Raw genomic sequence first — 24,666 nt, 5'->3', positions numbered from 1 at the left:
GGAGGAAACATGGCGCAATCCGTTGACGGCCGGCTCGGCGAGACAAGCGTCGCGGCCTTGCCGCTCACGGGTATAAAGGTCCTCGACCTTTCCCGAGTGCTGGCCGGACCTTGGGCGAGCATGAGCCTGTCGGATCTTGGCGCCGAGGTCTGGAAGATCGAGAATATCGAAGGCGGCGACGACACCCGCGCCTGGTCGGTTCCAAACTATAGGGGCGTCAGCACCTATTATCTTTGCGCCAACCGCGGCAAGTCCAGCATCGCGCTCGACCTCAAGCACCCCAAGGGGCTCGAGATCATCCATCGGCTCGCAGCCCAGGCGGATGTCGTCATTGAGAATTTTCGCCCCGGCACGGTCCAGCGGTTGAAGATCGATTATGACACGCTCAAGGCCGCCAATCCCGAGATCATCTACTGTTCGATTTCAGGCTATGGCCAGACTGGCCCGGAGTGGGACCGCCCAGGCTATGACTTTGTCGTTCAGGCCGAAAGCGGCTTGATGTCCATCACCGGTCCGGTCGACGGCGAACCTCAACGCATCGGTGTCGCTATGACCGACATCGTCGCCGGCATGGTGGCAGTGCAGTCCGTATTGGCGGCGCTTTACCAGCGCCAGCAGACAGGCGTCGGGCAATATATCGACATTTCATTGCTCGAATGCGCGATGAACACGCTGATCAATGTCGGCAGCGGATATCTGAACGCCGGCGTCATACCGCGCCGCTACGGGAACGCGCATCCGACCGTTGTCCCCTATCAGATATGTGAATGCTCCGATGGCAATTTCGCCCTCGCGGTTGGCAACGACAAGCAGTTCGTGGCGCTGTGCGAGAAGGTCCTGAACATTCCGGATGTGGCGGCAAATCCGCTTTACACCACGTCCGCGCTCCGCGCGATCAATCGCGACAGCTTGCTGGCGATCCTGGGTCAGTCTTTCCGGCAGAACACGCGCCATCACTGGATGGCCGCATGCCTGCGCCACGGTGTTCCCGCCGGCGAGGTCAAGTCCGTTCCGGAGGCGTTCGAGAGCCAGACCGTGAAGGCGCGCAACGTCGTTCAGACGCTCCAGAGCGACCATCTCGGACCTGTGTCGCTGGTCCGTCCGGCCCAAGGCCTGACCTCGCAGGAGCATGCGCGCTACAAGGCGCCTCCAATGCTAGGCGAAGACACCACGGCAATCCTGGCAGACGTCCTCAATTATACCGCCGACGAAATCGCGCAACTGCTGCAACTGGGTGTCGTGCGTCAGTTCTCGGCGCCGCAAGCAGCCTGAAGCGCGGCACGCGCTGGAAGCCGCGAAGCACTGCATGACCACATGCCCAGGATATGGTAGGGACTCGACCAAATTGGCAGATTGCCCTGCATAAACTGGAATGCGCTTCTTTCAGCGACCGACTTCGCAAAGGCGAATGCATGATGAAAAGCAAATCTGGTGCGGCGGTATCCGTCGATCGCCCTGCAAAGCGCATTGTCGCCCGGCAGCCTCAGCGAAAGCCGGGGCAAGTGCGATTCCGCAAGCTTCTCGAGGCACTGGACCAGCTTCTGGCCAACAACAACGTCCAGGATATCGGCCTGTACCAGATCGCGGCCCATGCCAAAGTTCCTAACGCTTCGATCTATCATTTCTTTCCGAGCACGGAGGCCGCTCTGCTGGCGCTGGCTGCAGTGCACCACAACGCGCTTCTGGATCTTTCCAAGGGACACCTGCCGAGCCCGCCGAAACGCTGGCAGGATGTGTTCCGATTGAAGCTGAGCGAGGCGGCGCACTATTACAACCACCATCCGGCGGCGCTGCGCTTGTTTCTCGGCGCCAATATCAGCATGGAAGTGAAGAGCGCCGACATTTCGCAGACCTATCGCCTGGTGGATGAGCGCGCCAAGCTTCTCGATCATTACTTCCACATGCCGGAGATTCCGGGCTGGCGCCGACGGCTTGCGACTTATTTTTCGGTGGTCGACGGCGTCTTCGGGCTCTCCTACACCGAAAATGGCACAATCACCGATGAATATATCGCGGAGGCACATCAGGCGGGCATTGCCTATCTCAGGTGCTATCTGCCTGAACTTCTTATCCCGCGTGAGCCATCAATCTAGCCAAGGAACGCCGGCAATTGCCGGATCGTCGGTCCGGCAAGCAGCCGACAACCTCAATTGATAATCGATATTTCTCATATTATGGAAGGCGCAGACGAGGTTGGATGTAGACGCGACGTAAGGTGCGGGCACAGGAAGATCATGCTGCTGAGGGCAGATCCTGTGGTTCGTGTCGCTCCATTCCCGCCACGGATTTGAATGTCGCGACGCCCGCTCAAGCCGGCGAATTGGAAGGCACCTGGCCCATGACAGCGCAACGAACGCGGCCGCTCTTGTTCGGCGCGATCGCCGACGACCTTACCGGTGGGTCGGAGCTTGCGGCCATGATGGTCGCGCGCGGTGTGGCGACCGGGTTCTCGACGGATGCGGAGACGCCGATCGACCCTGCCTCGCTTGCCCATGTGATTGCCCTGAAGACGCGTGTCATTCCCGCCGCCGAGGCCGTCGAGCGCACGCTTCGCGCCGCGCGAACGTTTCTGGCGGCCGGTTGCGAGCAGATCTTCTTCAAATATTGCGCCACGTTCGATTCGACGCCGGCCGGAAATATCGGGCCGTGCGCCGAGGTGCTGGCGCAATTGCTTGGGGCGGAAATGGTGCTGTTCTGTCCAGCTCTGTGCGAGACCGAGCGGACCGTATTCCAAGGCTATATGTTCGGCGGCTCGCAGATCCTCGCGGAATCGCCCAAGCGGTTCGACCCGCTGACGCCGATGACGGATTCCAATCTGGTGCGTGTGCTGGCCGCGCAAAGCACCGTCCGTGTTGGTCTCGTGCCGCATCCGGTGGTCGACAAAGGCGCGCAGGCGGTGCGCTCGCACTACCAGCGCCTCGCGGCCGACGGAATCCGCTTCGCGATTACCGATACGATCTATGAGCGCGACCTTGCGGCAATCGCCGAAGCCGCTGCCGACATGCCGCTGTTTACCGGCAACGCCTCGGTCGCCGCTCATCTCCCCAGCGCCTGGCGCCGCCGCGGCAAGCTTGGCCAGCCCGAGGCCATTACACTGCCTGCCATAGATGGTCCTGCCGCCATCCTTGCCGGAAGCGTGGCGCCGCGAACGGCGGAGCAATTGGCCGAGTTCGGCAGGCGCGGCGAGGTGTTCACGGTCGATCTTTCGGCCGTTCTTGCCGGCGAAGACATAGCGGCGCAAGCGCTCTCGGCGGCCCAGCGAGCCATCGCCGCAGGCACGCCGATTGCGATCGTCACCACGGCCCCGCAGGATATGGTGGAAAATCTGCAGGCCCAGCACGGGCGCGAGGTTGTAGCCCGGGCGGCCGAGGACTTCCTGGCCGATATGGCCCAAGAGCTGATCTTCGCCTATGGGGTTCGGCGCCTTATCATCGCCGGGGGAGAAACCGCCGGCGCAATCGTTGCGAAACTTCCGATATCGCGCTTCGCGCTCGGGCCGTATCAGGGCCTGGGCACCGGTCGCATGGTGGCGGAGATGCCGTTTCCGGTGGCTCTGATGCTCAAATCCGGAAAACTGGGCGCGCTGGACGTCTTTTCGGCCGTGCTCGACGAGATGACGCGGCCGGTCAGCATAGAGCCTTATGTCGACGAGTGGCCGCCGCAAGCGAGGGTTCAATGACCAACCTGATCGATCCGCGCCAAACCCTCGTCGATGCCGTGCGCCATGTCGCGGCGAAGGGCCTGAATAGTGGGACCTCGGGCAACATCAGCCTGAGGCTGGATACAGGCATGCTGATCACTCCGACCGGCATTGCTCCCGATGCCCTCGGGCGGGCTTCCATGGTGGAAATGAGCCTTGATGGCGAATGGCAGGGAACGGTTCGCCCGTCGAGCGAATGGAACATGCATGCGGCGATCTATCGGGCAATTCCGGAGGCCGAGGCGATCGTCCATGCCCATCCCGATCATTGCGTTGCCCTGTCCTGCCTGCGGGAATCGATCCCTCCCTTCCACTACATGATCGCATCGTTCGGGGGCGATGATGTTCCATGTTCCGACTATGCGCCTTTCGGCACAGAGGAATTAGCGCAGGCTGCGGTAAGGGCGCTTGCCGGCAGGAACAGTTGCCTCCTGGCCAATCACGGCATGATCTCTTTCGGCCCCAGCCTTGCCATCGCGCTCGCCCGCACGCAGAAGCTCGAGACCCTGGCCAGGCAGTACCTGCTGGCAAGGTCCGTGGGGCGGCCGGTCATGTTGACGGAGGAGGAACTTGGCGTCGTCAAAACCCGCTACAAGACCTACGGGCAACAAAGCCCAAGTGATTTCTGAAGGCGGTAACGATCCGAGGCGGTCCGCGTACCCTTCGGACCGAATATTCAATGGCGAAACAACGGTTTTCGAGCAGGATATCAGCCCATGCCTGCGCGACTTTCGTTGACGGCGTCTCGGTGCACCGACAATGAATTGGCCGGCTGTCCGCGCTCGATGGCCACTTAACCATTGTCGTAACCTTATTTTCCGATACGAAGTGTGCCGACAGGTAGAGCCCATCTCCGATGCCAACATTCTCCGTGAACCATGTTACGGTCTACCGCTACAGGCGGCCGGTCCGCTTTGGCGAACACGTGCTCATGTTCCGGCCGCGCGACAGCTACGACCAGAGGCTGCTCGACGTGTCGTTGCGTGTCAGCCCGCAGCCGAAATCCGTCCGCTGGACCCATGATGTGTTCGGCAACTGCCTGGCGCATGTGAGCATAGCGGAGATGGCGGACGAACTGCGCTTCGAAACCAATATCAGTCTCGAGCATACGCCGCAGGCCGGGCCAGACTTTCGCACCGACGAGAAAGCCCTGGTGTACCCGTTCCGCTACCCTCCCGACGAATTGCCGGACCTGGAAAGCGCCATCCGCAGACAATTCGTCGACGATGGCGGCGAAATCGAGAAATGGGCCCGCCAATTCCATAGCGGTGGTCCGGTGGTCGAGACCGGCAAGCTGTTGATGACCCTCTGCTATGCCATCCACGAAGGATTTACCTACAAGCGCCGGACCGAACACGGTACCCAGGCGCCGATCGTAACACTGCGATCGAAACAGGGCTCATGCCGAGATTTCGCGTTGTTGATGATGGAAGCGGTCCGCGCTCTCGGCCTCGCCGCCCGTTTCGTCACAGGCTACATCTACGTCGCGAGCCGCGATGGAAAACCCAACCTCGGCGGCGGATCGACGCATGCATGGTGCCAGGTCTATCTGCCGGGCGCCGGATGGGTCGAGTTCGACCCCACCAACGGCATCGTCGGCAACCGGGACTTGATCCGGGTTGCAGTCGCGCGCGATCCGTCACAGGCCGTCCCCCTGTCGGGGAGCTATTACGGCAAGGCCTCGGACGATCTCGGCATGACGGTGCGGGTCAATGTAACGTCTGAAAAGCATCCAGGAGAAGAGGCCGAAAAAGCCTGGCAACCGGATCCGGTCTAAGGCGTTAGAAGCTCCAGCAACAGGGGGCATCATGAAAATCCGCGCCGGCTTCAACATCGCCTATCAATGTCCCCAGCCGACGCAGATGCTGCTGGTTCTGGACGTCCATCCTTCTCGCCGCGCCGACCTACTCAGCGAGGCGACCGTTGCGTTCGATCCCCGCGTCGAGGCGCGCGGATATACCGACAGCTTCGGCAACGCCTGCACCCGCGTCACCGCGCCGGCGGGCACAATCCAGATGTCATCGGATTTCGTAGTGCACGACAGCGGCCGGCCCGATGTCGTGGCTTGGGACGCCGTGCAGCACGATATCAAGGATCTGCCCGATGAAGTCCTCGTGTTCCTGCTTGGGAGCCGCTATTGCGACACGCAACGGCTCAGCGATTTCGCCTGGGCCAACTTCTCCAATACACAACCGGGCTGGGCGCGCGTCCAGGCAATCTGCGACTTCGTGCATGGCCATATAACATTCAACTATCAGAACGCAGACGCCATGCGCACAGCCTATGGCGGCTTCATCGACAGGCAAGGCGTGTGCCGCGACTTCGCTCATCTTGCCATCACGCTATGCCGATGCATGAACATTCCGGCGCGCTACTGCACCGGCTATCTCGGCGATATCGGTGTTCCGCCCGTTCCGGATCCAATGGATTTCAGCGCCTGGTTCCAGGCATATCTGGGCGGCAACTGGTATACTTTCGACGCGCGCCACAACAAGCCGAGGATCGGCCGGATCTTGATGGCGACGGGCCGCGACGCGACGGACGTGGCGATCTCGACCAGCTTCGGTCAGTCGCAGCTCACCCGCTTCGAGGTCATTACGCAGGAAGTCGATTAGCTTCGTGCGACCGGGGCATCGCTCCACCTAAATCCGCGCCTCGGCCGGCGAAACTGCCGGTCAGGTGACATCGCCGTAATTGTCGTCGCCAGATCAAAGGAGAATTTCTAATCGCGGCAATGGATTTGGAATAAACGGGCTCCACACGATCTGTGGAACGGGCAATCTGCTGGCGGTCTGTTGTTCACCTGCCTCGCGGACGGCCGCAGGGGTGTCGTATTGACCTGTCACGTTCGCAGAAGGGCCCGCCGCCATGCCAAATCCATCAGTCGTCGGCTTCTCCGGCAACATCACGCGACCCTCCAAGACGCGCGCCTTCGTCGATCTTGTCGCTAGGGATATCGCCTCGCGCCACGGTCTGTCGGCGGTCACCTATGATATCGAGGATCTCGGCCCCTCGCTCGGCGCGGCGAGATCGGCCCGCGACCTTGACGGCCAAGCCATGGCGATCCTGGAGAAGATCCTCGACGCCGATGTGCTCGTCGTGGGCTCGCCGACCTACAAGGGCAGCTATACCGGTCTGTTCAAGCACGTCTTCGACCTGATCGACCCGGCCGCGCTGCGCGGAAAGCCGATCGTGCTGACCGCGACCGGCGGCGGGGAGCGCCATTCGCTGATCGTCGAGCATCAGCTTCGGCCGCTCTTCGGCTTCTTCGAGGCTTTCACCCTGCCTACGGCCGTCTATGCCACCGACAAGGATTTCACCAACGGCGTGCTGCATTCGCAAGCCATCCTCAAGCGTGCGGCCCAGGCCGTGGAGGAGGTCGGCCTCGTGCTGGCCAACCGTCCGGCATCCAGGATCGCCGCGGAATAGCCAGCCGCCAAGTCGAGCCGCGCGGATCGAAATCCGCAAGGCGAGCCCCTCGCGCTTACCCCCGATTTACGACCGGCGACTACAACGTTCCTGTCTGATTCGTTCGGCACAGGAGCATCATGAGCAAAGCCCTCACATCCTTCGCATTGGTCGCGGTGCTGGCCGCGTTGCTCATGGCGCTGAGCCTGGCGGTGGCCAGGCACGGTTATCCCTACGGAGCGATCGGCGTGAAGCGGCTGGACGCCATTGCCGATGCCGGGACGTTCATTCCGCTTGCAGCGGTCTATTTCTTCAGCGCGCTCTTGATGATGGTCCTGCCGATCAGGGCGGCCGGCATTGTCCTGACCCACGCCGCCGATGCCCTGTTCTGGACGGTGATCGTTCTGCTCGCGGCGATCCTTGGCGGACTTGTCGCCAGATGGGCGTTCGGCCAGGGCGCTGCCCTGTGGGCGCTGCTGAACTGGCGGTTCCTGTTTGCCGCCGCGGTGATCGGGTGCCACTTCGTCATGAACGAACTGCGCCGCAATGTGTTGCTGCGCAGCCTGTTTTTCGTGATCTTCGCCGCTGCGACCGTGGCCTGCCTGTTCTGGTCGTTCACGCTCTGAGGATAGCGGCTAGTTTCCGGCTGCGATGTGGCCGGCGGCCTGCTCCATCCATGTCCAGAGATACGCAGCAAGACCCCGGTCGACATGGATGCGCAGTTTGTCCTCGTGCCGGTAGGCGATTGCATTGATGCCGGCGAAGGAGAGTGCTGCGCTGGGGCTCGCCTGGTTCGGATCGAGCGTTGCCCCGCGCGCGATGAAAGCGTCGACGGCCGTACCTTCGATCTCGAACGCCCGCAATCCGGCGCTGATCGGCGTTACCGCGAAGCCCTCCGGGTGCCACCCGGCCGCAATGGTGAGCGGCGTTCCCGACACAGCGAGCAGCCTGTCACGCGCCAGCCGCACCGTGTAGCGATCGCCGCGCGCGGCGCCGAAGGCGCCCACGCCTGTCCCCTCCAGGCCTGAGACGTTCGCCCAGGCATCGAGATCGCCGCTGACCAGGACCTGGTCTAGGCCAGCCAGGGCCCGCACCATAAGGCCGGGTGCGGTGATCGCCGCCAAATCCCAGTCAGGCGTTACGGACCATTTCTCCGCCAGATCACGCATGCAGCCGGTCTCCTGCCGGGTCGAAAGCGCAAGGGGCGGCGATCGTCGCGGTCCTGATCTTGCCGAGATGCTGGATTTCGATCGCCTCGCCATGGCGAGCTCCACCGCGTTCGATCAGGCCAAGCGCGACCGGTCGTCCAAGCGTCGGGCTTTGGTAGCTCGAGGTGACAAAGCCCTGGCTGCGCAATCTACCCTCAATTCGCGTGATGCCATGTCCCCCTGTCGGCAGCGGCGCTTCGCCCTGAGGCACCGTCAGACCGACCAGCTGCATGCGATTGCCGCGCGATGCCTCATCGGTGAACAGCGAACGGCGGCCGACATAGTCGGCCTGGCGTTTGGCTCTGGGCGCATCGCTCCCGAGATCATGCGGCAGCGTGGTGCCGTCGGTGTCCTTGCCGATGACGATGAAGCCCTTCTCGGCCCGCAGGATCATCAGCGCCTCCAGACCGATGAGGACGGCATCGAAGGCTTGGCCGGCCTGACGCAGATGCGCCCAAAGTGGCTCGGCGCGATCCGCCCGGATCGAGATCTCGTAGCTCCTGTCGCCGGTAAAACTGACGCGGGCTATGCGAACCTCGTCCCCGCCATAGCTGCCATGGCCGATTGCCATGTGCGGCAGGACCGCATCGTCGAGCGACAGGCCCAGTTCCAATGTTTCAACCAGCTTCCTGGCATTCGGACCGGAGACGGTCAGCGTCGCCATGTCGGCGGTCGCGTTGTGGATGTAGACCGCGCCCCTCCCGAAACGGTCCTGTCGCCATTCCTCCAGCCGGGCATGCACGGCCGCGACATGCGAGGAGGAGCACGACACCACAAAGCGATGCTCGTCCAGCCTGACCAGCACGCCGTCGTCGAAGACTACGCCGTTCTCCGACAGCATGAAACCGTAGCGGCAGCGGCCGGGTTTCAGCGTGGACATGGTGTTGTAATAGATGAAATCGAGGAACTCCGCCGCCTTGGGCCCGATCACCTCGATCTTGCCGAGCGTGGAGCCGTCGAACAGCGCAACGGATTGACGGGCGCGCAGGGCCTCGTCCTGAATGGATCTGTCCGCATCGGCGCCACCGCCATAATGGGCCGGCCGCAGCCAGCCGCCATATTCCTGGAACACGCCACCGCTGGCGCGGTGAACGTTTTCCAGCGGCAGCCGCCGCAACGGCGCCAGCATTTCGCCGACACGCACACCGGCGAAGCTCGGCAGCGGCACCGGCGTGAATGGCGGCCTGTAGGTGGTGGTACCGACCTCCGGCACTGTACGGCCGGTGATGGCGGCCATCAACGCCAGGCCGGGCAGGTTGGAGGTCTTGCCTTGGTCGGTCGCCATGCCGAGCGTGGTGTAGCGCTTCAGATGCTCGACGGAGACGAAGTTCTCCCGTGCCGCCAGTTCGACGTCCTTGGCCGTCACGTCGTTCTGGTAGTCGATCCAGATGCGCCCTTTCGAACCCGGCATCGGCCACGCGGCGCTTATACCGCCGGTCGACTCCGGCCCGGTGCTGCGTGGCGCGGGTTCCGCCGTCTCCCCTAGCGATGCGACGGCGTTCACTGAGCTGGCGAACACCTCCGACAACGAGACCGCTCCAGAGGCGGCGCCGGCAACCGCGATGCCGTCGACGGCATCGCCCGGCAGGAAGGCGGCGCGCTGCTCGCTCCAGGCGAGCTTTCCCCTGGCCTGGCCGAAGAGATGGATGGTCGGCGTCCAGCCGCCCGACACCAGCACGCAATCGGCGTCGAGCCTGGTGCCGTCGTCGAGCGTCACGCCCTCGACACGCAATCTGCCGCTGGCGGAGGCAAGCGCCTGTCCTTTGACCAGTCGCACCTTGGCCGGCGTATCCGGCATGCCGTCACGCCTGATGTCGACAAGCGTGACATCGGCTCCGGCTTCGGCCAGTGCCGCCGCAACTTCATAGGCGCTGTCATTGTTGGTGGCGACGACGACGCGGCGGCCGACCAGCACGGCATAGCGCCGGAGATAGACGAGCGCGGCATCCGCGGACATTATGCCGGGCAGGTCGTTGTTGGCGAAAGGCAGCGGCCGTTCGATGGCCCCGGTCGCCAGCACGATCTGGCGCGGCCTGACCCGCCACAGCGTGTCCGGTCGGCCGTCGAAATGGCGCTGGTTCAGCCCCACCAGATTGTGGTCGTAGATGCCGAAGGCGGGGGTCGAAGGCAGGATCACGTGACCGGCGCCCGCAAGCTGCGCAACCGACTCCGCCACCCATGTTGCCGCCGGTTTGCCGTCGACATCGCCGGCGCGGTGGGCGAGCGATCCGCCCGGCTTCCGCTGGTCGTCGACAAGGGTGACGGACAGGCCCGCTCCGGCCGCCAGCTTGGCCGCCGCCAGTCCGGCCGGTCCCGCGCCCACCACCAGCAAATCGCAGTGATGATTGATCTGGTCCGCTATGCCAGGCGAGGTCCAGTCCCTGTCGACCTTGCCCAGGCCCGCCATGGCGCGGATGCGCGGTTCGAACATGTGCCAGTCAGGCCACATGAACGTCTTGTAGTAAAATGCCGCCGGGATGAAGCGGGCAAATCGGTCGAGGAACGCGTTGCGGTCGGTCTGGGCGGTGGGCGTGGCGTTCACGCTTCTGGTCACCAGCCCGTCGCGCGCCGGCTCGGTCGTGGCACGAATGTTCGGCGCCGAAGCCAGGCTGCCGCCGACATCGACCATTGCATTCGGCTCCTCGACGCCGGCGCCCCAGATGCCGCGCGGCCGGTGATATTTGAAGCTGCGGCCGACCACCGCCACATCGCCGGCCAGCAGAGCCGAGGCGATGGTGTCGCCGGCAAAGCCATGCACGGTGGAGCCGTCGAAGCTGAAGCGGATCGGCCGCGACCGGTCGATGGCGCTGCCGCCTTTGGCGAGGCGCGAGGCGGTCACGCCGCGTGCTCCCCGCCAAGTGTCGTCACCGACAGCACCGTGTGGCTGACGGTGTCCCGTTCCATGACGAAGAACTCGCCGCAATTCATGTGAACCCAGATTTCGCGTGCCGTGCCCTTCGGATTGGGCCGCAGATAGAGGTAGCCGGCCCAGCCCTCAGCCGGCATGCCGGCGCCGTCGGGCCGCGCGTTGCCGGCATGGCCGCCATAGTGGAATTCGCTCTCGTCGCGAGGGCCGCAGAACGGGCAGGGGAAAAGCTGCATGATTGCCTCTAATGCGCGATGCCGGAGCCGGCCGCTTCGTCGATCAGCCGCCCGGTGGCGAAGCGGTCGAGATCGAAAGGGCGGCTGATGTCGTTGTGCTTGCCGGTGGCGAGCAGCTGCGCCAGCAGCGTGCCGCCCGCGGGAATGGCCTTGAAGCCGCCGGTGCCCCAACCGCAATTCAGGAACAAATTGGGCAGCGGCGATTCGCCGATGATCGGCGAGGAATCGGGCACGACGTCGACGATCCCCGCCCATTGCCGCATCAGCTTCAACTGTCCGAAAATCGGGAACATCTCCAGCAGGCCCGCGATCACACCTTCGAGCGTCGGTAGATTGCCGCGTTGCGCGTAGGAGGGGATGCGATCCAGCCCGCCGCCGATGACGATCTCGCCCTTGTCCGACTGGCTGACATAGACGCCGTTTGCCGGCGACGACAGAACCGTGTCGAGGATCGGCTTGACCGGCTCGGACACGCAAGCCTGCAGCGCATAGGAGTTGATCGGCAGCCGGAAGCCCGCCTTGGCCGCCAGATGAGAGGAATGACCGGCCACCGCCATGCCGATGCGCTCGGCGCGGATGGCGCCGCGCGAGGTCTGAACGCCCCGGCAGCGGCCGCCTTCGATCATGAAGTCGGTGATCTCGCAGTTCTGGATGATGTCGACGCCGAGCCGGCTTGCCGCGCGCGCATACCCCCAGGCGACCGCGTCATGCCGCGCCGTTCCGGCCCTGCCCTGCCAGACGCCGCCGAAGACGGGGAAACGGGCATTGGCCGAGAAATTGTATATCGGCGCCACGCGGCGCACGTCGTCTGGAGAAAACAGCTCCGCGTCGATGCCGTTGATCTGCATGGCGTTGACGGTGCGCGCGCCGACTTCCATCTCGGCAGTCGAGTGGCACACATTGACCATGCCGCGTTGCGACAGCATCACATTGTAATTGAGGTCTTTCGACAGCCCTTCGTAGAGTCGATGCGCCAGTCCGTAGAGCTCAACGCTTTCCGGATAATAGTAATTGGAACGCACCACAGTGGTGTTGCGGCCGGTATTGCCGCCGCCGATCCAGCCCTTTTCCAGCACGGCGACCCTGGAGATGTTATGGTTCCTGGCCAGATAGTAGGCGGTCGCCAGCCCATGGCCGCCGCCGCCGATGACGATGGCGTCGTAGGACGGTTTTGGCTCGGGCGAACGCCAGGCAGGCTGCCAGCCGGTCTGACCGGCAAGACCCTCCTTGAAGAGCGACAGAGCTGAATAGGTTCTTGTCATGACGGGCCGGAAAGGGCTGGTTTGCGGAAGGACGGTCGGTCGTTGCAGGAGGGGACCGCGATGAGCGAGCCCCCCTTCTTCGACGCCGGGAACATGGCTTGTCAACTCATATCGATACTAGATCGCGATGAACCTGGCGCTGCCGTACAGACAAGTTCACACGCCGAAGCAATCCGCGCTGGATGGGCGTTTTATTTGGGATTTTTGTCGGGATGAACGCAGCACTGTATACTTTCCCGCAGCGCATTTGTCTGTCAAATACGGGTCCAGACAGATGCCGCCTCTCGGCCAGCCAGTAGGAAAGACAAGACCATGACTCTGCTCCGGAAGAACCTCATTGATGGCGAATGGGTCGGCGACGCCGGTTCGCGCAACATCAATCCGTCGGACACCAGCGACATCGTCGGCGAATACGCCTCGGCGGGAGCCGAACAGGCAAAGCAGGCGATCGCGGCGGCCAAGGCGGCATTTCCGGCATGGTCCCGCTCCGGCCCCCTGGCCCGCCACGCGGTGCTGAAAAAGACCTCCGACGAGATCATGGCGCGCAAGGATGAGATCGGCCGCAATCTGGCCCGCGAGGAAGGCAAGACCTTGGCCGAGGGCATCGGCGAGACCATTCGCGCCGCCCAGATCTTTGATTTCTTCGCGGGCGAGACGCTGCGACTGACTGGTGAAGTCGTGCCCAGCGTGCGGCCCGGGGTTGGGGTCGAGATGACCCGCGAGGCCGTCGGTGTGGTCGGCATCATCACGCCCTGGAACTTTCCCATTGCCATCCCGGCCTGGAAGATCGCGCCGGCGCTGGCCTACGGCAACACCATCGTCATCAAGCCCGCGGAACTTGTTCCGGAGAGCGCCTGGTCCATCGTCGACATCCTGCATCGTGCCGGCCTGCCGAAGGGCGTGCTCAATCTCGTCATGGGCAAGGGCTCGGTGGTCGGCCAAGCGATGCTCGACAGCCCCGATGTCAACGCCATCAGCTTCACCGGCTCGGTCGGAACCGGCAAGCGCGTCGCCGCCGCGAGCGTCGAGCACATGCGAAAGTTCCAGCTCGAAATGGGCGGCAAGAATCCGCTCGTCGTGCTTGACGACGCCGATCTTGGCACTGCCGTCGATTGCGCGATCAACGGCGCATTCTTCTCGACCGGCCAGCGCTGCACCGCCTCCTCGAGGCTGATCGTGACCGAAGCCATCCATGACCGCTTCGTCGACGCCCTCAAGGACCGCATGGAAAAACTGGTGATCGGTGACGCGCTCGATGCTCAGACCCAGATCGGTCCGGTCGTCGATGCGACCCAGTTGAAGCAGGACGAGGATTACATCGCCATCGGCGTCAGGGAAGGCGCCACGCTTGCCTTCGGCGGTGAAAGGCTCGACCGCAAGGCACCGGGCTTCTACCTTAGCCCCGCGTTGCTGACCGAGGCCACCAATGCGATGCGCAGCTCGCGCGAGGAGATTTTCGGCCCTGTCGCCAGCGTCATCCGCGTCAAGGATTACGACGAGGCGCTGGCTGTCGCCAACGATACCCCCTTCGGCCTGACGTCGGGCATCTGCACGTCAAGCCTCAAGCACGCCACCCACTTCAAGCGCAATTCGGAGGCCGGCATGGTGATGGTCAACCTGCCGACCGCGGGTGTCGATTTCCATGTGCCCTTTGGCGGCCGCAAGGGGTCGAGCTACGGTCCGCGCGAACAAGGCCGTTACGCGGCGGAGTTCTACACCACGGTGAAGACGGCCTATACGTTCGCGGGCTGATCGGACGCCGGCCGATCGGGCCGGCGACCGCCTATGCGGATCAAGAACCGGACTGGCTGAAGCAATGACGTTGAAGGATCTGGCCTGGCTCAACCCGCCGCCGCACCACACCATCGAAGGCGATGTCGTTAAGGTCCGCACCGGCAAAAAGACCGATTTCTGGCGAGAGACCTTCTACGGGTTCTGGCGCGACGACGGCCACTTCCTGCATCGGCCGGTCGAGGGCGATTTCACCGCCGAAGTCACGGTCGACGGACGCTACGAGACACTCTACGACCAGGCCGGACTTATGGTCCGGCTCAGTGAGACACACTGGGTCAAGGCCGGCATCGAATACACCGACGGCGTGATGTATCTCTCCGTCGTCGTCACCAACGATACCTCGGACTGGTCGCTGGCCACCATCCCGGCCGGGCCGCATGGCGTCACCATCCGGCTGACGCGCCACGCCGAGACGATCCGCGTCCAGTACCTCGATGCGTCCGACGGTCATTGGAAGCCTGTGCGGCTCGCCTATTTTCCGATCTCCGCTGCCGTCGATGTCGGCATGATGTGCTGTTCGCCGCAACGCGAAGGCTTCGAGGTCAGCTTTTCAGGCTTTTCGATTGGTCCGCCGATTTCACGCGAACTCCACGATTGATAGCACAAGGAGCCGGATGCCGTCGGCTTCGACATGCCCGTCGGCATTGCAACCGCGGTGGCGCCCGGGCTAAAGCTGGTCGATGGGCATGTCGCGCTGGCGGGCAACGGTCAAACGAACCGTCTATTCGAAGTCGCTGCGGTTTCTCGGCGTTCCCCCCGTCCTGTGGTCGAAAGGCATCGGCCATTTCTGCGATTTCGCCGGGCCGGCCTGGTACCGTTGCGCGCCGACCGAATCCGCACAGAGCGATTCGTTCTTCCGCCGGCACTACACTGGCGCGCATGGCCTGGTATGGGTGCGCCTGAGCACTCTCGCCAGGGATTCGCAACGTTGCGATATCGACACGTTCGCCAGGATTGTCCTGCCGACGATCAGGGCTCCCTTCACGTTGCTGACCACCGATGGCGATGCCTCGGTGCCGTCGGATCTAGCGGAGGAGACCGTCGACCGTCTGCTCGCCAATCCTTTCCTGGTATCGTGGTACACGCAGAATTGCGATCGCGCTGACCCCAGGATCAAGCCTTTCCCTATAGGCCTCGATCTCCACACTTTTCGGTCCTTCACAACGCCCAACACCATGGTGAAACAACTCGAAACACTAAGCGGTAGGCGGAATCGCAAGACCGAATCACTGAAGATATTCTGCGATTTCAAAGTCAGCCGAGGCTCCAGGCAGCGCCGGGAGCTGATCGATGCGCTGCATGGATGCCCCCATGTCGACTTTCTGGAGCGGCATGTGGCGCAGCAAGCGATATGGGAGCTCTATTCACAGTATCCGCTTGTCCTGTCCACCGAAGGAAACGGGATGGATTGCCACAGGATGTGGGAGTTGCTCTATCTTGGCTGCATCGTCATCACCAAAACCTCGCCATTGGACCCGCTCTATGAAGGACTGCCGGTCATTGTGGTCGATGACTGGCGGCAGGTTTGGGACCTCGATCTGCTGGAGCGCGAGGTCAAGAAACTCAAGCCGCTTACCGAGCCTGGCTACCTCTGGCAAAGGCTGAGGCCCGAGACCTATCTGAAAGCCATGCGGCAGGAATTGGCTTCGCGCTGAGACGCGCAACGGCATATCGATTGTCGTCGCGCCGTGCTAGCGGTGCCCGATGGTTCTAATCGCCATCACGGTCCACGAGCGCGCGGAGTTGGTCCGCCATTGCTTTGCCACGGCCGCCGAATTGATCCTGCCCGAGGGTTCGGAGATTGTGGTCTATGACGACGCAAGCCCGACCCTCGACACGGCGAGGCTGATCAGCGAGGCAGGGCTTTGGGCCAGGCTCGAGCGCACGCCGGTGAGACAGGGCGCCTCGGGGATGATCACGGAAGTGTGGCGATCATTCCTGGCATCGCGTCATGAGTATCTGCTTTTCCTCGACAGCGACATGATCATCAACCGCGACGCCATTGGCGCCGGGCTTGAGCAACTGGCAGGTTTCGACGGGTTGCTGACCCTCTACAATTCGATCCTGCACGCTGGCGACGCGGCGGGGGCCGATCTCGTTCGCAAGGCCAGGATCGGCAACGCCGGGACGCTTTGGCGACGTTCTCTTGCGAGCCTGGCGCTCGAGGGCGTGGGTGGACAGCCTCACATAGACGACCGTTACTGCGAGCACTTCAATGGCTTGAAAGTGCCACTGGCCGCCATGAGACGTAGCCGCGTCCAGCATCTGGGCATTCACGGCGAGAACTATCACCCATATGGCGGGCTCGACCACGGCAGCGGATTTGTCCCGGACTCACCGGCTCAGTCGGCGGCGCTCGTCTTTGCACACGACCATCTCCTGACCTGTCAGCAAGCCTTCCTGCCAACCGCATACTGGCTGCGGGAGCGGCGCGAAAAATCACTGCTGCGCCGTCTGACCAATCGTCTCCGCCCTCGGGCAAGGTGAACCGGCCCGGCGCCTCATCACGGCTCCATCACCACGGCACATGGAGTATTTCGAGTTTCGGCAGGCCGACCGGCCTGATGCCGAGATCGTTTGCGAGAAGGCCGAAGGCCTCGGTTTCGATCAGGTCCCTATAAGGAATTTCCGGGAAGCGCAGGCCGCCGCGATGCAGGCCGGCATCGACCAGAAGCATGGTGCCGCCGACCGCATCCAGGCCGACGAGGTCGAGATGCCTGAGATCGCTGAGGTGATAGCGGCTCTGCGTCTGCACTGGCGGCTGGTGCAAGCCGCCGCGTATGTCGCGATAGTAGCGGTAGTCCTTCTCATGGCGTGTGATGACGAAGCTGTTGAGATCGAAGCTGCGGCCGCCGGCAACCTTCACGCAATTAGGCACTACGATGCGCTGTCCCGTGGCAAGCAGCCGATTTACGACATCGGCGGGAAAGCGCCAGACATCGATGTCGATCCACAACGCCCAATCGTCCTCATCATCCAGCCCGTGATCGATCAGATAGTTGCGGACCTTGGCAATGGCGCCCCGCCTCACGCGCTGCATGCGTGGCCTGGCGCGCCTTACCCTGTCCAAGGTGGTGCCAACATGGCTTTGCAGCACGACAATGTCGCGATATTCGCCGGCCAAGCCTGCCGTAGCAGCCTTCAACCGGTCCCAGCTTCCATCCACGCTGTCGCCTTCGCAGAACACCAGCTTGATTCTGTCTTTGGGGTAGTCGAGACCGCCGAGCGTTTCCAGAAACGGTTGGATAAGGTCGGCGGCATCGCGAAGCGGCACCAGAACAGCGATGTTGCGGCCTGCGGGCAGCGGCGCCGCGAGCGCGGCAGTGCTGACGCTTGCTTTCGCCGCCGTTTCATCCAGATGCGGACGGCGCGTCAGGTGATACCATAGCCGGTGCGCTTGGCTGCGAAGCTTGCTGCTCCAGTTCGGCGGCGGCTCCGGCTTCCACCATGTGCCCGCCCAGTGGTGGATCGAAAGGGGCGCCGTATCTGCATCGGCTTCAGGCTTCGAACCGCCCGACAGTACAGGCGTAAAGAGGCCCGAAGGCTGAATGGCGAAGGCGTCCTGATCCGCGAAACCACGCTGGGCTGAGGTCAGCAGGCATGGTCCCGTGGCATCCAGAACGTTCTTGGCATGAGCCAGGCCCCGCATCATCGACAGAAGATGCAGCCAGAACGGATGCCGGGGCGGGCTCGCCATCGTTCCGTTGAACAGGAGGTAGGGCAGGCCGCGAAAATCCGACTGGATGGATGCCTGCGAAACGGGTTCCTTGCCCACCACGATCCGGGTCTCGTGCATGATCGGATCGAAGGGTGCAACGCATTCGCAGTCGATATCCGCGTAGACGCCGCCGAAATGATGCAGGAGCATGTAGCGGGCTGCGTCCGACCGCTCCACGCCGTTCACGTAATCGCAAAATGTCGATAGGAAATCCGCATAGTGCTCGGCAACGAATTCGAGCAGCATCCGGTCGCTCCAGAACATCACGGTCCAGTCCGGATTGTGCCGTTTCCAGCTGTCGGCATAGGGCTGGAAGCGCGCGGGTATGCTGTCGGTCTTCCATGTCTGATGCAGGATTGGCGGGATCATTGGCTGCTCATGGATGGATGGTGGGAAGGATGGCTAGTGCTCATGTGGCGCTCTTGTCCAGTCCAATCCCGTCGCGGACGGCGTCGCGAATGGCAAGCGGCCCGAATCTCTCCCACACCGCCTTGTGCGCCAGCAGGCGCTGCCGTGCGCGGCGCTCGCCATCGCGACAAAGTTCCACAGCCATGTCGGCAAGGCTCTCATCGGCGTCCGACAGCAGCAAATAGTCATCCAGGCCAAGGCCTTCGGCCGCCAATGGCGTGGCGACCAGCGGCACGCCCCAGGCCATCGCCTCCAGAATCTTGATGCGCGTGCCGCCTCCCGCGGTAAGCGGCACGATGCTGAGATGCGCCGCCGAAAGCAGCGGCACCATGTCTGGCGGGTCCTCGACAAGCTCGACGCCCGGCAAGTCGCCCAGCGCCTGCACGGCCGGCACCGGGTGACGCCCGCCGATAACAAGTCGCGCGCCGGGAAAGGCCTGCCGGATGCGAGGCAATATGGCGTTGGCCAAGCGCTGGGCCGCATCGACATTTGGAGCGTAGCCGAGATGGCCGGCAAACAGGATCACCGGGAAGCCGTTGCCGGAGGAGGGTTCGGCGGGCAGGGTCTCAGGAATCTTTTCGGCGTGCGGAATCCCGTTCGGCACGACATGGATCGGCACGTTGCGCCGCGCGAGGGCCGCGAGCTTGGCGCCATCCTCATTCGAGCAGACCCACACCCTGTCGACAATCGACAGTGCCTTTCTTTCCAGGCGCTGGATGCCGAGGGCGGCGGTGAGCTTGGTCGTGCCGGGTCGTGCCGCATCCCCACGGTCCAGCTGCCCCGCCAGGTCGGATTCGACATTGTGCATGTCGAGGATGAGCTGTTTGGCCAGTCGCCGCAAAGGCCGCAGCAGCTTGAACAGTCCGATGCCCTCGACCACGATGGTGTCAGGCCGGAACTCGCGGACAAGCCCCTCCAGACGCGCCAGGGCGGCTCGGGAAACGCGCTGCTCCGCCCTTATGCGCCACCACCCGATCGAGCGCGTACGAGGTTCGCCTTCCACCGACAAGGCCTCGCTCCGGAATGGCGGATCGAGCGGTCGCGGGCCGGCGGCTTGCGGCCTTACCGAAACCAGACAAACAGGTCCGAATGCCCCCGCCGCCACGGCATTGCCGTGATTTCTCAGATCGGCGCCGGACGTCGGCGGATAGGCGGGATCGTTACACACGATCAGCGTGCGTTGCCTGGTAGCGGAACTGGTTGCTGCGAATTCCGTCCGCGGCCTGGCCAAGCTTCCGATCGCGACACGGGCACGATATTGCAACGCTTTCCAACTCCGAGCGAAAGCCTTGTGCGCACGGACGGCGCGCATCATTCGCCCTGCGTCCTCATACATGCGGTGCCTGATGAGTTGCCTCGCGATCCGCAGTGCTATCCAGGCTTTTCTCCACTGAACGACCTCCCTGTCGACGCCCGGCAGGGCCAGTCTGTTGAACTCCAGCGCCATCGCAAGAAATGTCGCGCGAGGCGCGCTTATGAAGCGTCGCGCCATTCTTGCGTCATCGTGATGGTAGACAAGCACTGCCGTGGGGACGGTTACCACCTCTGCGCGCGCGAGCAGCGACGCCCAGTAGCATGTGTCCTCGTCCAGGCTAATTCGCTCCGGAAAGCGAAGTGCGGCGGTCGCCGCCGCCACCACCAGCGCGCTGCCCATCGCGATCGGCCATGTTTCGTTGAGCAGGTACCGTCGGACATTCCCGGCGCGGTCATCCGTATATCCCAGAGGCGGCTTCAGCTTGTCGGGTCGGCCGCTCGTGCGGCGAATGCAGGCACCGATCGCAAGGCCGGCGTTGGGATTGCGCAGGAGCGCGCCATGCAACGACCCCAGGCCTCCCGCCACGACTTCGTCGTCCGCATCGAGCATGAATATGAACTTGCCCCTGGCTCGCACGATGCCGACGTTTCGGGCAGCGCCGGCGCTGCCCGCGCGGGTAGCCACTGCCTCCAGCGGCAGCCCGTATTTCCGCGCGCTTTCGATCGAAATGCGGGCCGTCCCATCGTCGGAGCCGTCATCGACCAGAAGGATTTCGCTGATCAGCGCTTTGTCGGCAACAAGGCTGCGCAGCGTGCTATCGATTGTCGACGCGGCATTCCTGGCCGGGATGATCACGCTGATGTCCTTCGGCGACTGCGATACGCTCATTGTGCCTCGAAGAACCCACGATCGAGCAACCGGTCATAGACGCGTTTGAGCGGCGCGACGGAGCGAAGCGAAATATCGGCAAGGCTGGCGATCGGCTGCGGATCGACATCGAATGGCGACCGGCCCTGGACCCACTCATAGGACGACCCGTCCCTGAGCATCGACGGGCTGGCAACCACATAGCCGCCAAGTGCCTTTACGTGGCCGACCCGACGCAGACCGGAATAGAGGCTCGATGAGATGGTTGGTTCCTCCGTTCTCAGATAGACGTGGAAGCCGTTGGGCGACCTGGCGAGCGGCGTGCGCTCGGCCAGCGACTGATGCATCCTTGACCAGTCTCGATAGCCGCTGACCTTGTCGAAATCCAGGATAAGGAGATTCGCGTACCCTCCGACGATGCCGATATTGCCGGAAGAATTCTGGAACCAGCGGCTGACGTCATCGCTCGTGGGCGGCCTCTGCGACAGCTGGAAGGCCACCGATCTGAACGCCAGCTCCTTGAGGTTCTTTCGACGCGTCTGCAGATGCAGCGGGTTATAGTCCATGCTCTCGAGGTCGAGATGTTTGCCACCGCTTCGCAGCGGCACACAGATGTAGCCCTTGGCCAACAGCTGGACTGCGTAGTCGGCGTTTGGTCCAGACAGCATCACCGGTCTTTCGTTGCCGCAAGGCGTCAGGCTGATAATCTTTGCGCCAAACGGGTTGCGTCAAGCAGTATGCATCGAATCCGGTGTCTGTCCTGTGATTCTACATGGAGCGCCCGCGCGCGGGTTTCATCGTCCAGACTACGCCAACCATCGCATGGAACTTCGCTCCAGGATGAAGTGAGCCGGGTTCCCCGGTAGCAGTCGCAACCATCCTCATGCCTTGTGCCTGGGTCGGGAAGGGTTCGGCCGGTGGGCTTTTCGGATCAGGCTGATGTCGCTGCCGTCGACAAGGAAGGCGGCAGGCCCGATCCGGTCACGCTGCATCGCCGCCCTCCTTCGACAGCCATCCCCCTGTGAAGCCCGCCTTTTGCAGGCCGCGGCGAATATGCGGGTTGGACCGCATGAGCCTCCAGATCAGGCGGGAGCGATGGTTCTCGATCATCATGACCGCGATGCCCTGATCCAGTCCGTAGTGACCTTCCGAGACCCAGCCGTGCCGGCCGAACTTTCGGCGGTTGGCCAATGTCGGGTTGAAGCCGCTCGGCAGGCGGAAATTGTCGATCACTCCAGCGTAGCGATCGCCCAGATGACGCAAGCCGGCGATGCAGATTTCCGGAGCGAAAGGCAGCGACGCCAGATAGGACCAGGGCGCGATGGTGCCGTCATCCGGCCCGAAAGGCGCGCCGCGCGCCGCATAGCCAGAAAACCGGTACGGCCGGCGCTCGATGCTGGCGCGAAACCCACCTGGCCCATCGCCTGCCGAAAGACCCCAGAGGTTTTCGTTATAACCGCTGAAATCGTAAGGATTGCGGCGCGCATAATCGCGATGCAGGTAGGTCGCGCGGCGGCTGTTTTCGAAATAGTCCGAATCCTTTTCGCGCATGAACGCATCGCGGATGCCGGCGAAGTCGATCCAGGCGTGCGAAAATTGGTGCATGAACAGCGGGCCGCCATAGAGCACATCGTAGCCATAGATATTTTCCCACTGATAGGTAGCCGTCCACCCGGAGTAGCTGTCGTCGGAACTCGGCCTATCGGGCGACGCCATCGACAGGACGTAAAGGATCGTTGCTTCATTGTAGCCTTCCCAGCCATAGTGCAGGAAACCGCTCTTCGGCTTCCAGCCTTGGCGCAGGGTTGAGGTGCTTCCCTGTGCCCATCGCCAGTCGACGCGTCGGTAGAGCGCTTCGGCCAGTTCGCGGATTTCGCGCTCTTCCTCCTTGTCGCCGGAGAAATAAGTCCCGGCTACGAGCACGCCGGCCATCAGCAAGGCCGTGTCGACCATGGACAGTTCGCAGCGCCAGGCGCGAAGGCCCGTATGCATGTCCAGGAAGTGATAGTAGAAGCCCTTGTGGCCGGTGACATCCTCGCCATTGCCTTGCCGGCTTGTCCAGAAGAAGCGCAGCGTCGCGAGGGTCAGTTCGGCGGCATCATCGCGCGTTATCCAGCCGCGCTCGACCCCAATCGGATAGCAGGACAGGGCGAAGCCGACGACGGCAATGCTGGCCGGCGAATTCGGCCGGGATGTGTCGGCGACCAAGCCGTTCTCCGGGTTAACGTTTTCACGGAAATAGTCGAAAGCGGCGCGCTGATAGCGGTCCAGAAGATCGTCGTCGGACAGCGCGGCGGGTTCTGTTCTAAGCAAGCGATGCAAACTCCATACTGATGGCCGCGGCTCTCAAAGGCGGGAGGATCAGGCCTGATGCAAGGGTGCGGTCGCGCCCGCTGACTGGCAGTCGCCGTTCGGGCCTCGCCGCTCAGTGACCATCGCCGGACTGAGATAGTCCGCTCTTCCCATCCAGCCGATGGGAAGGCGCGGTAGGTGCATCCGCGCTTTGGGGAAGCGGCAGCGTCGTGTGGCCACTGCCCACTCCATGCTCTCGAAATGGGGGACGTCTTTGCCCAAACCTCCGGGACCGCAGCGAAACACGATGTTCGTGGAATTGTCTGAAGGCATGTTTCCGGATTGCATGCTGCGCGCTGGACATTAAAATCCGTGCGCGCTCCGTTCGTTGCCTTATCACGCGGATTTGTAGTTGCGCCGACGCGCTCAGTAGGTGGCGCGGCCGCCGGACACGTCGAACACGGACCCGGTCGTGAAAGAGCACTCTTCCGACGCGATCCAGCAGATCAGGGCCGCTACCTCCTCGACCTCGCCGAACCTGGCCATTGGAATCTTGGACAGCATGAAATCGATGTGTTCCTGGCTCATCTGCTTGAAGATCGCCGTGCGTACCGCCGCCGGCGTGACGCAGTTTACCGTCACCTTGGTCTTGGCCAGTTCCTTGCCGAGCGACTTGGTCAGCCCGATCACGGCGGCCTTGGATGTGCTGTAGGCCGACGCATTGGGATTTCCTTCCTTGCCCGCGATCGAGGCGATGTTGACGATGCGGCCGTAATTGCGCTCGAGCATATGCGGTACCAGCGCCTTGTTGCAGTGGAAGACGCCGTTGATGTTGATCTCGATGACCTTGCGCCAATCCTCGACCGAATAGTTCCAGGTCGTCATATTGGGACCGGTGATGGCAGCACTGGTGACCAGGATGTCGACACCGCCAAGGGCTTCGATCGTAGACCGTGCCGCACTTTCGACGCCGGCGGCATCGGCGACATCGACCGCCACCCCGTGCAGCCCGGAGATCAGGCTTTTCGCCTGTTCGATCTGGACCGGATCGCGGTCCCAGACGCTGGCGCGTCCGCCCTCGTCGACAATCCTCTGCGTCACCGCCAGGCCGATCCCCGAGGCCCCGCCGGTGATCACGGCCGATCGACCGGCAAACCGTCCTGCAAACTTCGACATATGATCTCCCTCCGGCCGGCGCGAATGTGAAGTCAGATGCCGCCGAGTTCAAGCAGGGAATGGTATCGACCGGGAGATATCGCTGGGCCAACGCATCATCATGGCGGCATGCATCGCCGTCGACTCTCCGACGGCGATGCCGACACATCCGTTATCTTGGCCGTGGATGGCCGGCCAGGATCAGTGGCACCAGCTCCCGCTCGGCAGGCCCCGGCTCCGGTCACCGTCCTGTGCCCGGACCGTGCCAATGGCATCAATTTGGAGGACCAGGCGACCGGTCACCCTGGTAGAACATGGCAATGGTTGGACGGATCCGGGTCGGCGGCTCACCTTTCCGCATGCACCCGGCTGTAAGATAAGGTGACTGGACTGGCCATTGAGCGTCGGCTCCTATAGGCTATATTGCACTGCACAATGGAGAAGCCGTTTATTGCTCGTCCTTGTTCGCGACCGTCCACGGGTCCGGCCGATCGGGT

21 protein-coding genes are annotated in these 24,666 nt (G+C 63.0%); 12 read left to right on the top strand and 9 right to left on the bottom strand.

Annotated features, from left to right (window positions below; all coding sequences use genetic code 11):
• Nucleotides 1-9: 9 nt before the first annotated feature.
• The 8 genes from LB513_RS12130 to LB513_RS12095 all read left to right on the top strand — a co-directional run bounded on the left by LB513_RS12130 (nt 10) and on the right by LB513_RS12095 (nt 7,734).
• Nucleotides 10-1,272 (top strand): CaiB/BaiF CoA transferase family protein, encoded by a 1,263-nt coding sequence (locus LB513_RS12130; protein WP_224663747.1) that lies wholly within the window; start codon nt 10-12, stop codon nt 1,270-1,272.
• 143 nt (nt 1,273-1,415) lie between these two features.
• A complete protein-coding gene (locus LB513_RS12125; RefSeq protein ID WP_224663746.1) occupies nt 1,416-2,093 on the top strand; it encodes a TetR/AcrR family transcriptional regulator in 678 nt (225 codons plus the stop codon).
• A gap of 245 nt (nt 2,094-2,338) precedes the next feature.
• Complete coding sequence (gene otnK, locus LB513_RS12120; protein ID WP_224663745.1) at nt 2,339-3,679, top strand: 3-oxo-tetronate kinase; 1,341 nt, start codon at nt 2,339-2,341, stop codon at nt 3,677-3,679.
• Nucleotides 3,676-4,329: a class II aldolase/adducin family protein gene (locus tag LB513_RS12115; RefSeq protein ID WP_224663744.1), complete on the top strand. Its 654-nt coding sequence runs from the start codon at nt 3,676-3,678 to the stop codon at nt 4,327-4,329. Before otnK ends, LB513_RS12115 begins: the two co-directional genes overlap by 4 nt.
• 227 nt (nt 4,330-4,556) lie before the next feature.
• Complete coding sequence (locus LB513_RS12110; RefSeq protein ID WP_224663743.1) at nt 4,557-5,477, top strand: transglutaminase N-terminal domain-containing protein; 921 nt, start codon at nt 4,557-4,559, stop codon at nt 5,475-5,477.
• Nucleotides 5,478-5,508: 31 nt separating this feature from the next.
• Entirely contained in the window at nt 5,509-6,315 is an 807-nt protein-coding gene (locus LB513_RS12105; protein ID WP_224663742.1) for a transglutaminase-like domain-containing protein, read from the top strand.
• A 253-nt stretch (nt 6,316-6,568) separates the two neighbouring features.
• Nucleotides 6,569-7,129 (top strand): FMN reductase, encoded by a 561-nt coding sequence (gene msuE / locus LB513_RS12100; RefSeq protein ID WP_224663741.1) that lies wholly within the window; start codon nt 6,569-6,571, stop codon nt 7,127-7,129.
• Nucleotides 7,130-7,248: 119 nt separating this feature from the next.
• Nucleotides 7,249-7,734 carry a hypothetical protein gene (locus LB513_RS12095; RefSeq protein ID WP_224663740.1) on the top strand — a complete coding sequence of 162 codons (486 nt, stop codon included), beginning with the start codon at nt 7,249-7,251 and terminating at the stop codon, nt 7,732-7,734.
• Nucleotides 7,735-7,743: 9 nt separating this feature from the next.
• Here the strand turns inward: LB513_RS12095 and LB513_RS12090 are convergent, their stop codons facing one another.
• Genes LB513_RS12090 through LB513_RS12075 form a run of 4 tightly spaced genes read right to left on the bottom strand, consistent with a single transcriptional unit; the run spans nt 7,744 to nt 12,680 of the window.
• Entirely contained in the window at nt 7,744-8,277 is a 534-nt protein-coding gene (locus LB513_RS12090) for a hypothetical protein (protein WP_224663739.1), read from the bottom strand.
• Complete coding sequence (locus LB513_RS12085; RefSeq protein ID WP_224663738.1) at nt 8,270-11,155, bottom strand: sarcosine oxidase subunit alpha family protein; 2,886 nt, start codon at nt 11,153-11,155, stop codon at nt 8,270-8,272. Before LB513_RS12085 ends, LB513_RS12090 begins: the two co-directional genes overlap by 8 nt.
• A complete protein-coding gene (locus LB513_RS12080) occupies nt 11,152-11,418 on the bottom strand; it encodes a sarcosine oxidase subunit delta (RefSeq protein WP_224663737.1) in 267 nt (88 codons plus the stop codon). The genes LB513_RS12085 and LB513_RS12080 overlap by 4 nt, the downstream gene beginning before the upstream one ends.
• An 8-nt stretch (nt 11,419-11,426) precedes the next feature.
• A complete protein-coding gene (locus LB513_RS12075; RefSeq protein WP_224663736.1) occupies nt 11,427-12,680 on the bottom strand; it encodes a sarcosine oxidase subunit beta family protein in 1,254 nt (417 codons plus the stop codon).
• A gap of 312 nt (nt 12,681-12,992) precedes the next feature.
• Between LB513_RS12075 and LB513_RS12070 the strand changes: the two genes are divergently transcribed.
• The 4 genes from LB513_RS12070 to LB513_RS12055 all read left to right on the top strand — a co-directional run bounded on the left by LB513_RS12070 (nt 12,993) and on the right by LB513_RS12055 (nt 16,961).
• Entirely contained in the window at nt 12,993-14,432 is a 1,440-nt protein-coding gene (locus tag LB513_RS12070; protein WP_224663735.1) for an aldehyde dehydrogenase family protein, read from the top strand.
• Between the two features lie 64 nt (nt 14,433-14,496).
• Nucleotides 14,497-15,072 (top strand): DUF1349 domain-containing protein, encoded by a 576-nt coding sequence (locus LB513_RS12065; protein WP_224663734.1) that lies wholly within the window; start codon nt 14,497-14,499, stop codon nt 15,070-15,072.
• An 88-nt stretch (nt 15,073-15,160) separates the two neighbouring features.
• Entirely contained in the window at nt 15,161-16,129 is a 969-nt protein-coding gene (locus LB513_RS12060) for a hypothetical protein (RefSeq protein WP_224663733.1), read from the top strand.
• A gap of 49 nt (nt 16,130-16,178) precedes the next feature.
• The gene (locus LB513_RS12055; protein ID WP_224663732.1) at nt 16,179-16,961 is read left to right on the top strand and encodes a glycosyltransferase; all 783 of its coding nucleotides are present in this window, start codon (nt 16,179-16,181) and stop codon (nt 16,959-16,961) included.
• A 28-nt stretch (nt 16,962-16,989) separates the two neighbouring features.
• Here LB513_RS12055 and LB513_RS12050 read toward each other — a convergent pair whose 3' ends face one another.
• The 5 genes from LB513_RS12050 to LB513_RS12030 form a co-directional block, all read right to left on the bottom strand.
• On the bottom strand, nt 16,990-18,561 hold the full coding sequence (locus LB513_RS12050) for a glycosyltransferase (protein WP_224663731.1): 1,572 nt from the start codon (nt 18,559-18,561) through the stop codon (nt 16,990-16,992).
• 40 nt (nt 18,562-18,601) lie between these two features.
• A complete protein-coding gene (locus tag LB513_RS12045; RefSeq protein WP_224663730.1) occupies nt 18,602-20,743 on the bottom strand; it encodes a glycosyltransferase in 2,142 nt (713 codons plus the stop codon).
• On the bottom strand, nt 20,740-21,390 hold the full coding sequence (locus LB513_RS12040; protein WP_224663729.1) for a bifunctional DNA primase/polymerase: 651 nt from the start codon (nt 21,388-21,390) through the stop codon (nt 20,740-20,742). The genes LB513_RS12045 and LB513_RS12040 overlap by 4 nt, the downstream gene beginning before the upstream one ends.
• A 313-nt stretch (nt 21,391-21,703) precedes the next feature.
• Entirely contained in the window at nt 21,704-23,035 is a 1,332-nt protein-coding gene (locus tag LB513_RS12035) for a glucoamylase family protein (RefSeq protein WP_224663728.1), read from the bottom strand.
• A gap of 405 nt (nt 23,036-23,440) precedes the next feature.
• Nucleotides 23,441-24,190, bottom strand: coding sequence for an SDR family NAD(P)-dependent oxidoreductase (locus tag LB513_RS12030; RefSeq protein WP_224663727.1), 750 nt, complete (start codon nt 24,188-24,190; stop codon nt 23,441-23,443).
• Nucleotides 24,191-24,666 lie beyond the last annotated feature (476 nt).

This window comes from Mesorhizobium sp. ES1-1 (assembly GCF_020164785.1).
Classification (GTDB): Bacteria; Pseudomonadota; Alphaproteobacteria; order Rhizobiales; family Rhizobiaceae; genus Mesorhizobium.
Note: the sequence above shows the minus strand (reverse complement) of the source record. Positions and strands in the feature narration are given on the sequence as shown.

Bases quoted from the DNA above. Each gene is read 5' to 3' on its own strand.
- LB513_RS12050 (WP_224663731.1), bottom strand. From the start codon at position 18,561: ATGATCCCGCCAATCCTGCATCAGACATGGAAGACCGACAGCATACCC.
- LB513_RS12090 (WP_224663739.1), bottom strand. From the start codon at position 8,277: ATGCGTGATCTGGCGGAGAAATGGTCCGTAACGCCTGACTGGGATTTG.
- LB513_RS12045 (WP_224663730.1), bottom strand. From the start codon at position 20,743: ATGAGCGTATCGCAGTCGCCGAAGGACATCAGCGTGATCATCCCGGCC.
- LB513_RS12130 (WP_224663747.1), top strand. From the start codon at position 10: ATGGCGCAATCCGTTGACGGCCGGCTCGGCGAGACAAGCGTCGCGGCC.
- LB513_RS12060 (WP_224663733.1), top strand. From the start codon at position 15,161: ATGTCGCGCTGGCGGGCAACGGTCAAACGAACCGTCTATTCGAAGTCG.
- LB513_RS12125 (WP_224663746.1), top strand. From the start codon at position 1,416: ATGAAAAGCAAATCTGGTGCGGCGGTATCCGTCGATCGCCCTGCAAAG.
- LB513_RS12095 (WP_224663740.1), top strand. From the start codon at position 7,249: ATGAGCAAAGCCCTCACATCCTTCGCATTGGTCGCGGTGCTGGCCGCG.
- LB513_RS12030 (WP_224663727.1), bottom strand. From the start codon at position 24,190: ATGTCGAAGTTTGCAGGACGGTTTGCCGGTCGATCGGCCGTGATCACC.
- LB513_RS12080 (WP_224663737.1), bottom strand. From the start codon at position 11,418: ATGCAGCTTTTCCCCTGCCCGTTCTGCGGCCCTCGCGACGAGAGCGAA.
- LB513_RS12065 (WP_224663734.1), top strand. From the start codon at position 14,497: ATGACGTTGAAGGATCTGGCCTGGCTCAACCCGCCGCCGCACCACACC.
- LB513_RS12115 (WP_224663744.1), top strand. From the start codon at position 3,676: ATGACCAACCTGATCGATCCGCGCCAAACCCTCGTCGATGCCGTGCGC.
- msuE (WP_224663741.1), top strand. From the start codon at position 6,569: ATGCCAAATCCATCAGTCGTCGGCTTCTCCGGCAACATCACGCGACCC.
- LB513_RS12040 (WP_224663729.1), bottom strand. From the start codon at position 21,390: ATGCTGTCTGGACCAAACGCCGACTACGCAGTCCAGCTGTTGGCCAAG.
- LB513_RS12110 (WP_224663743.1), top strand. From the start codon at position 4,557: ATGCCAACATTCTCCGTGAACCATGTTACGGTCTACCGCTACAGGCGG.
- LB513_RS12105 (WP_224663742.1), top strand. From the start codon at position 5,509: ATGAAAATCCGCGCCGGCTTCAACATCGCCTATCAATGTCCCCAGCCG.
- otnK (WP_224663745.1), top strand. From the start codon at position 2,339: ATGACAGCGCAACGAACGCGGCCGCTCTTGTTCGGCGCGATCGCCGAC.
- LB513_RS12070 (WP_224663735.1), top strand. From the start codon at position 12,993: ATGACTCTGCTCCGGAAGAACCTCATTGATGGCGAATGGGTCGGCGAC.
- LB513_RS12075 (WP_224663736.1), bottom strand. From the start codon at position 12,680: ATGACAAGAACCTATTCAGCTCTGTCGCTCTTCAAGGAGGGTCTTGCC.
- LB513_RS12055 (WP_224663732.1), top strand. From the start codon at position 16,179: ATGGTTCTAATCGCCATCACGGTCCACGAGCGCGCGGAGTTGGTCCGC.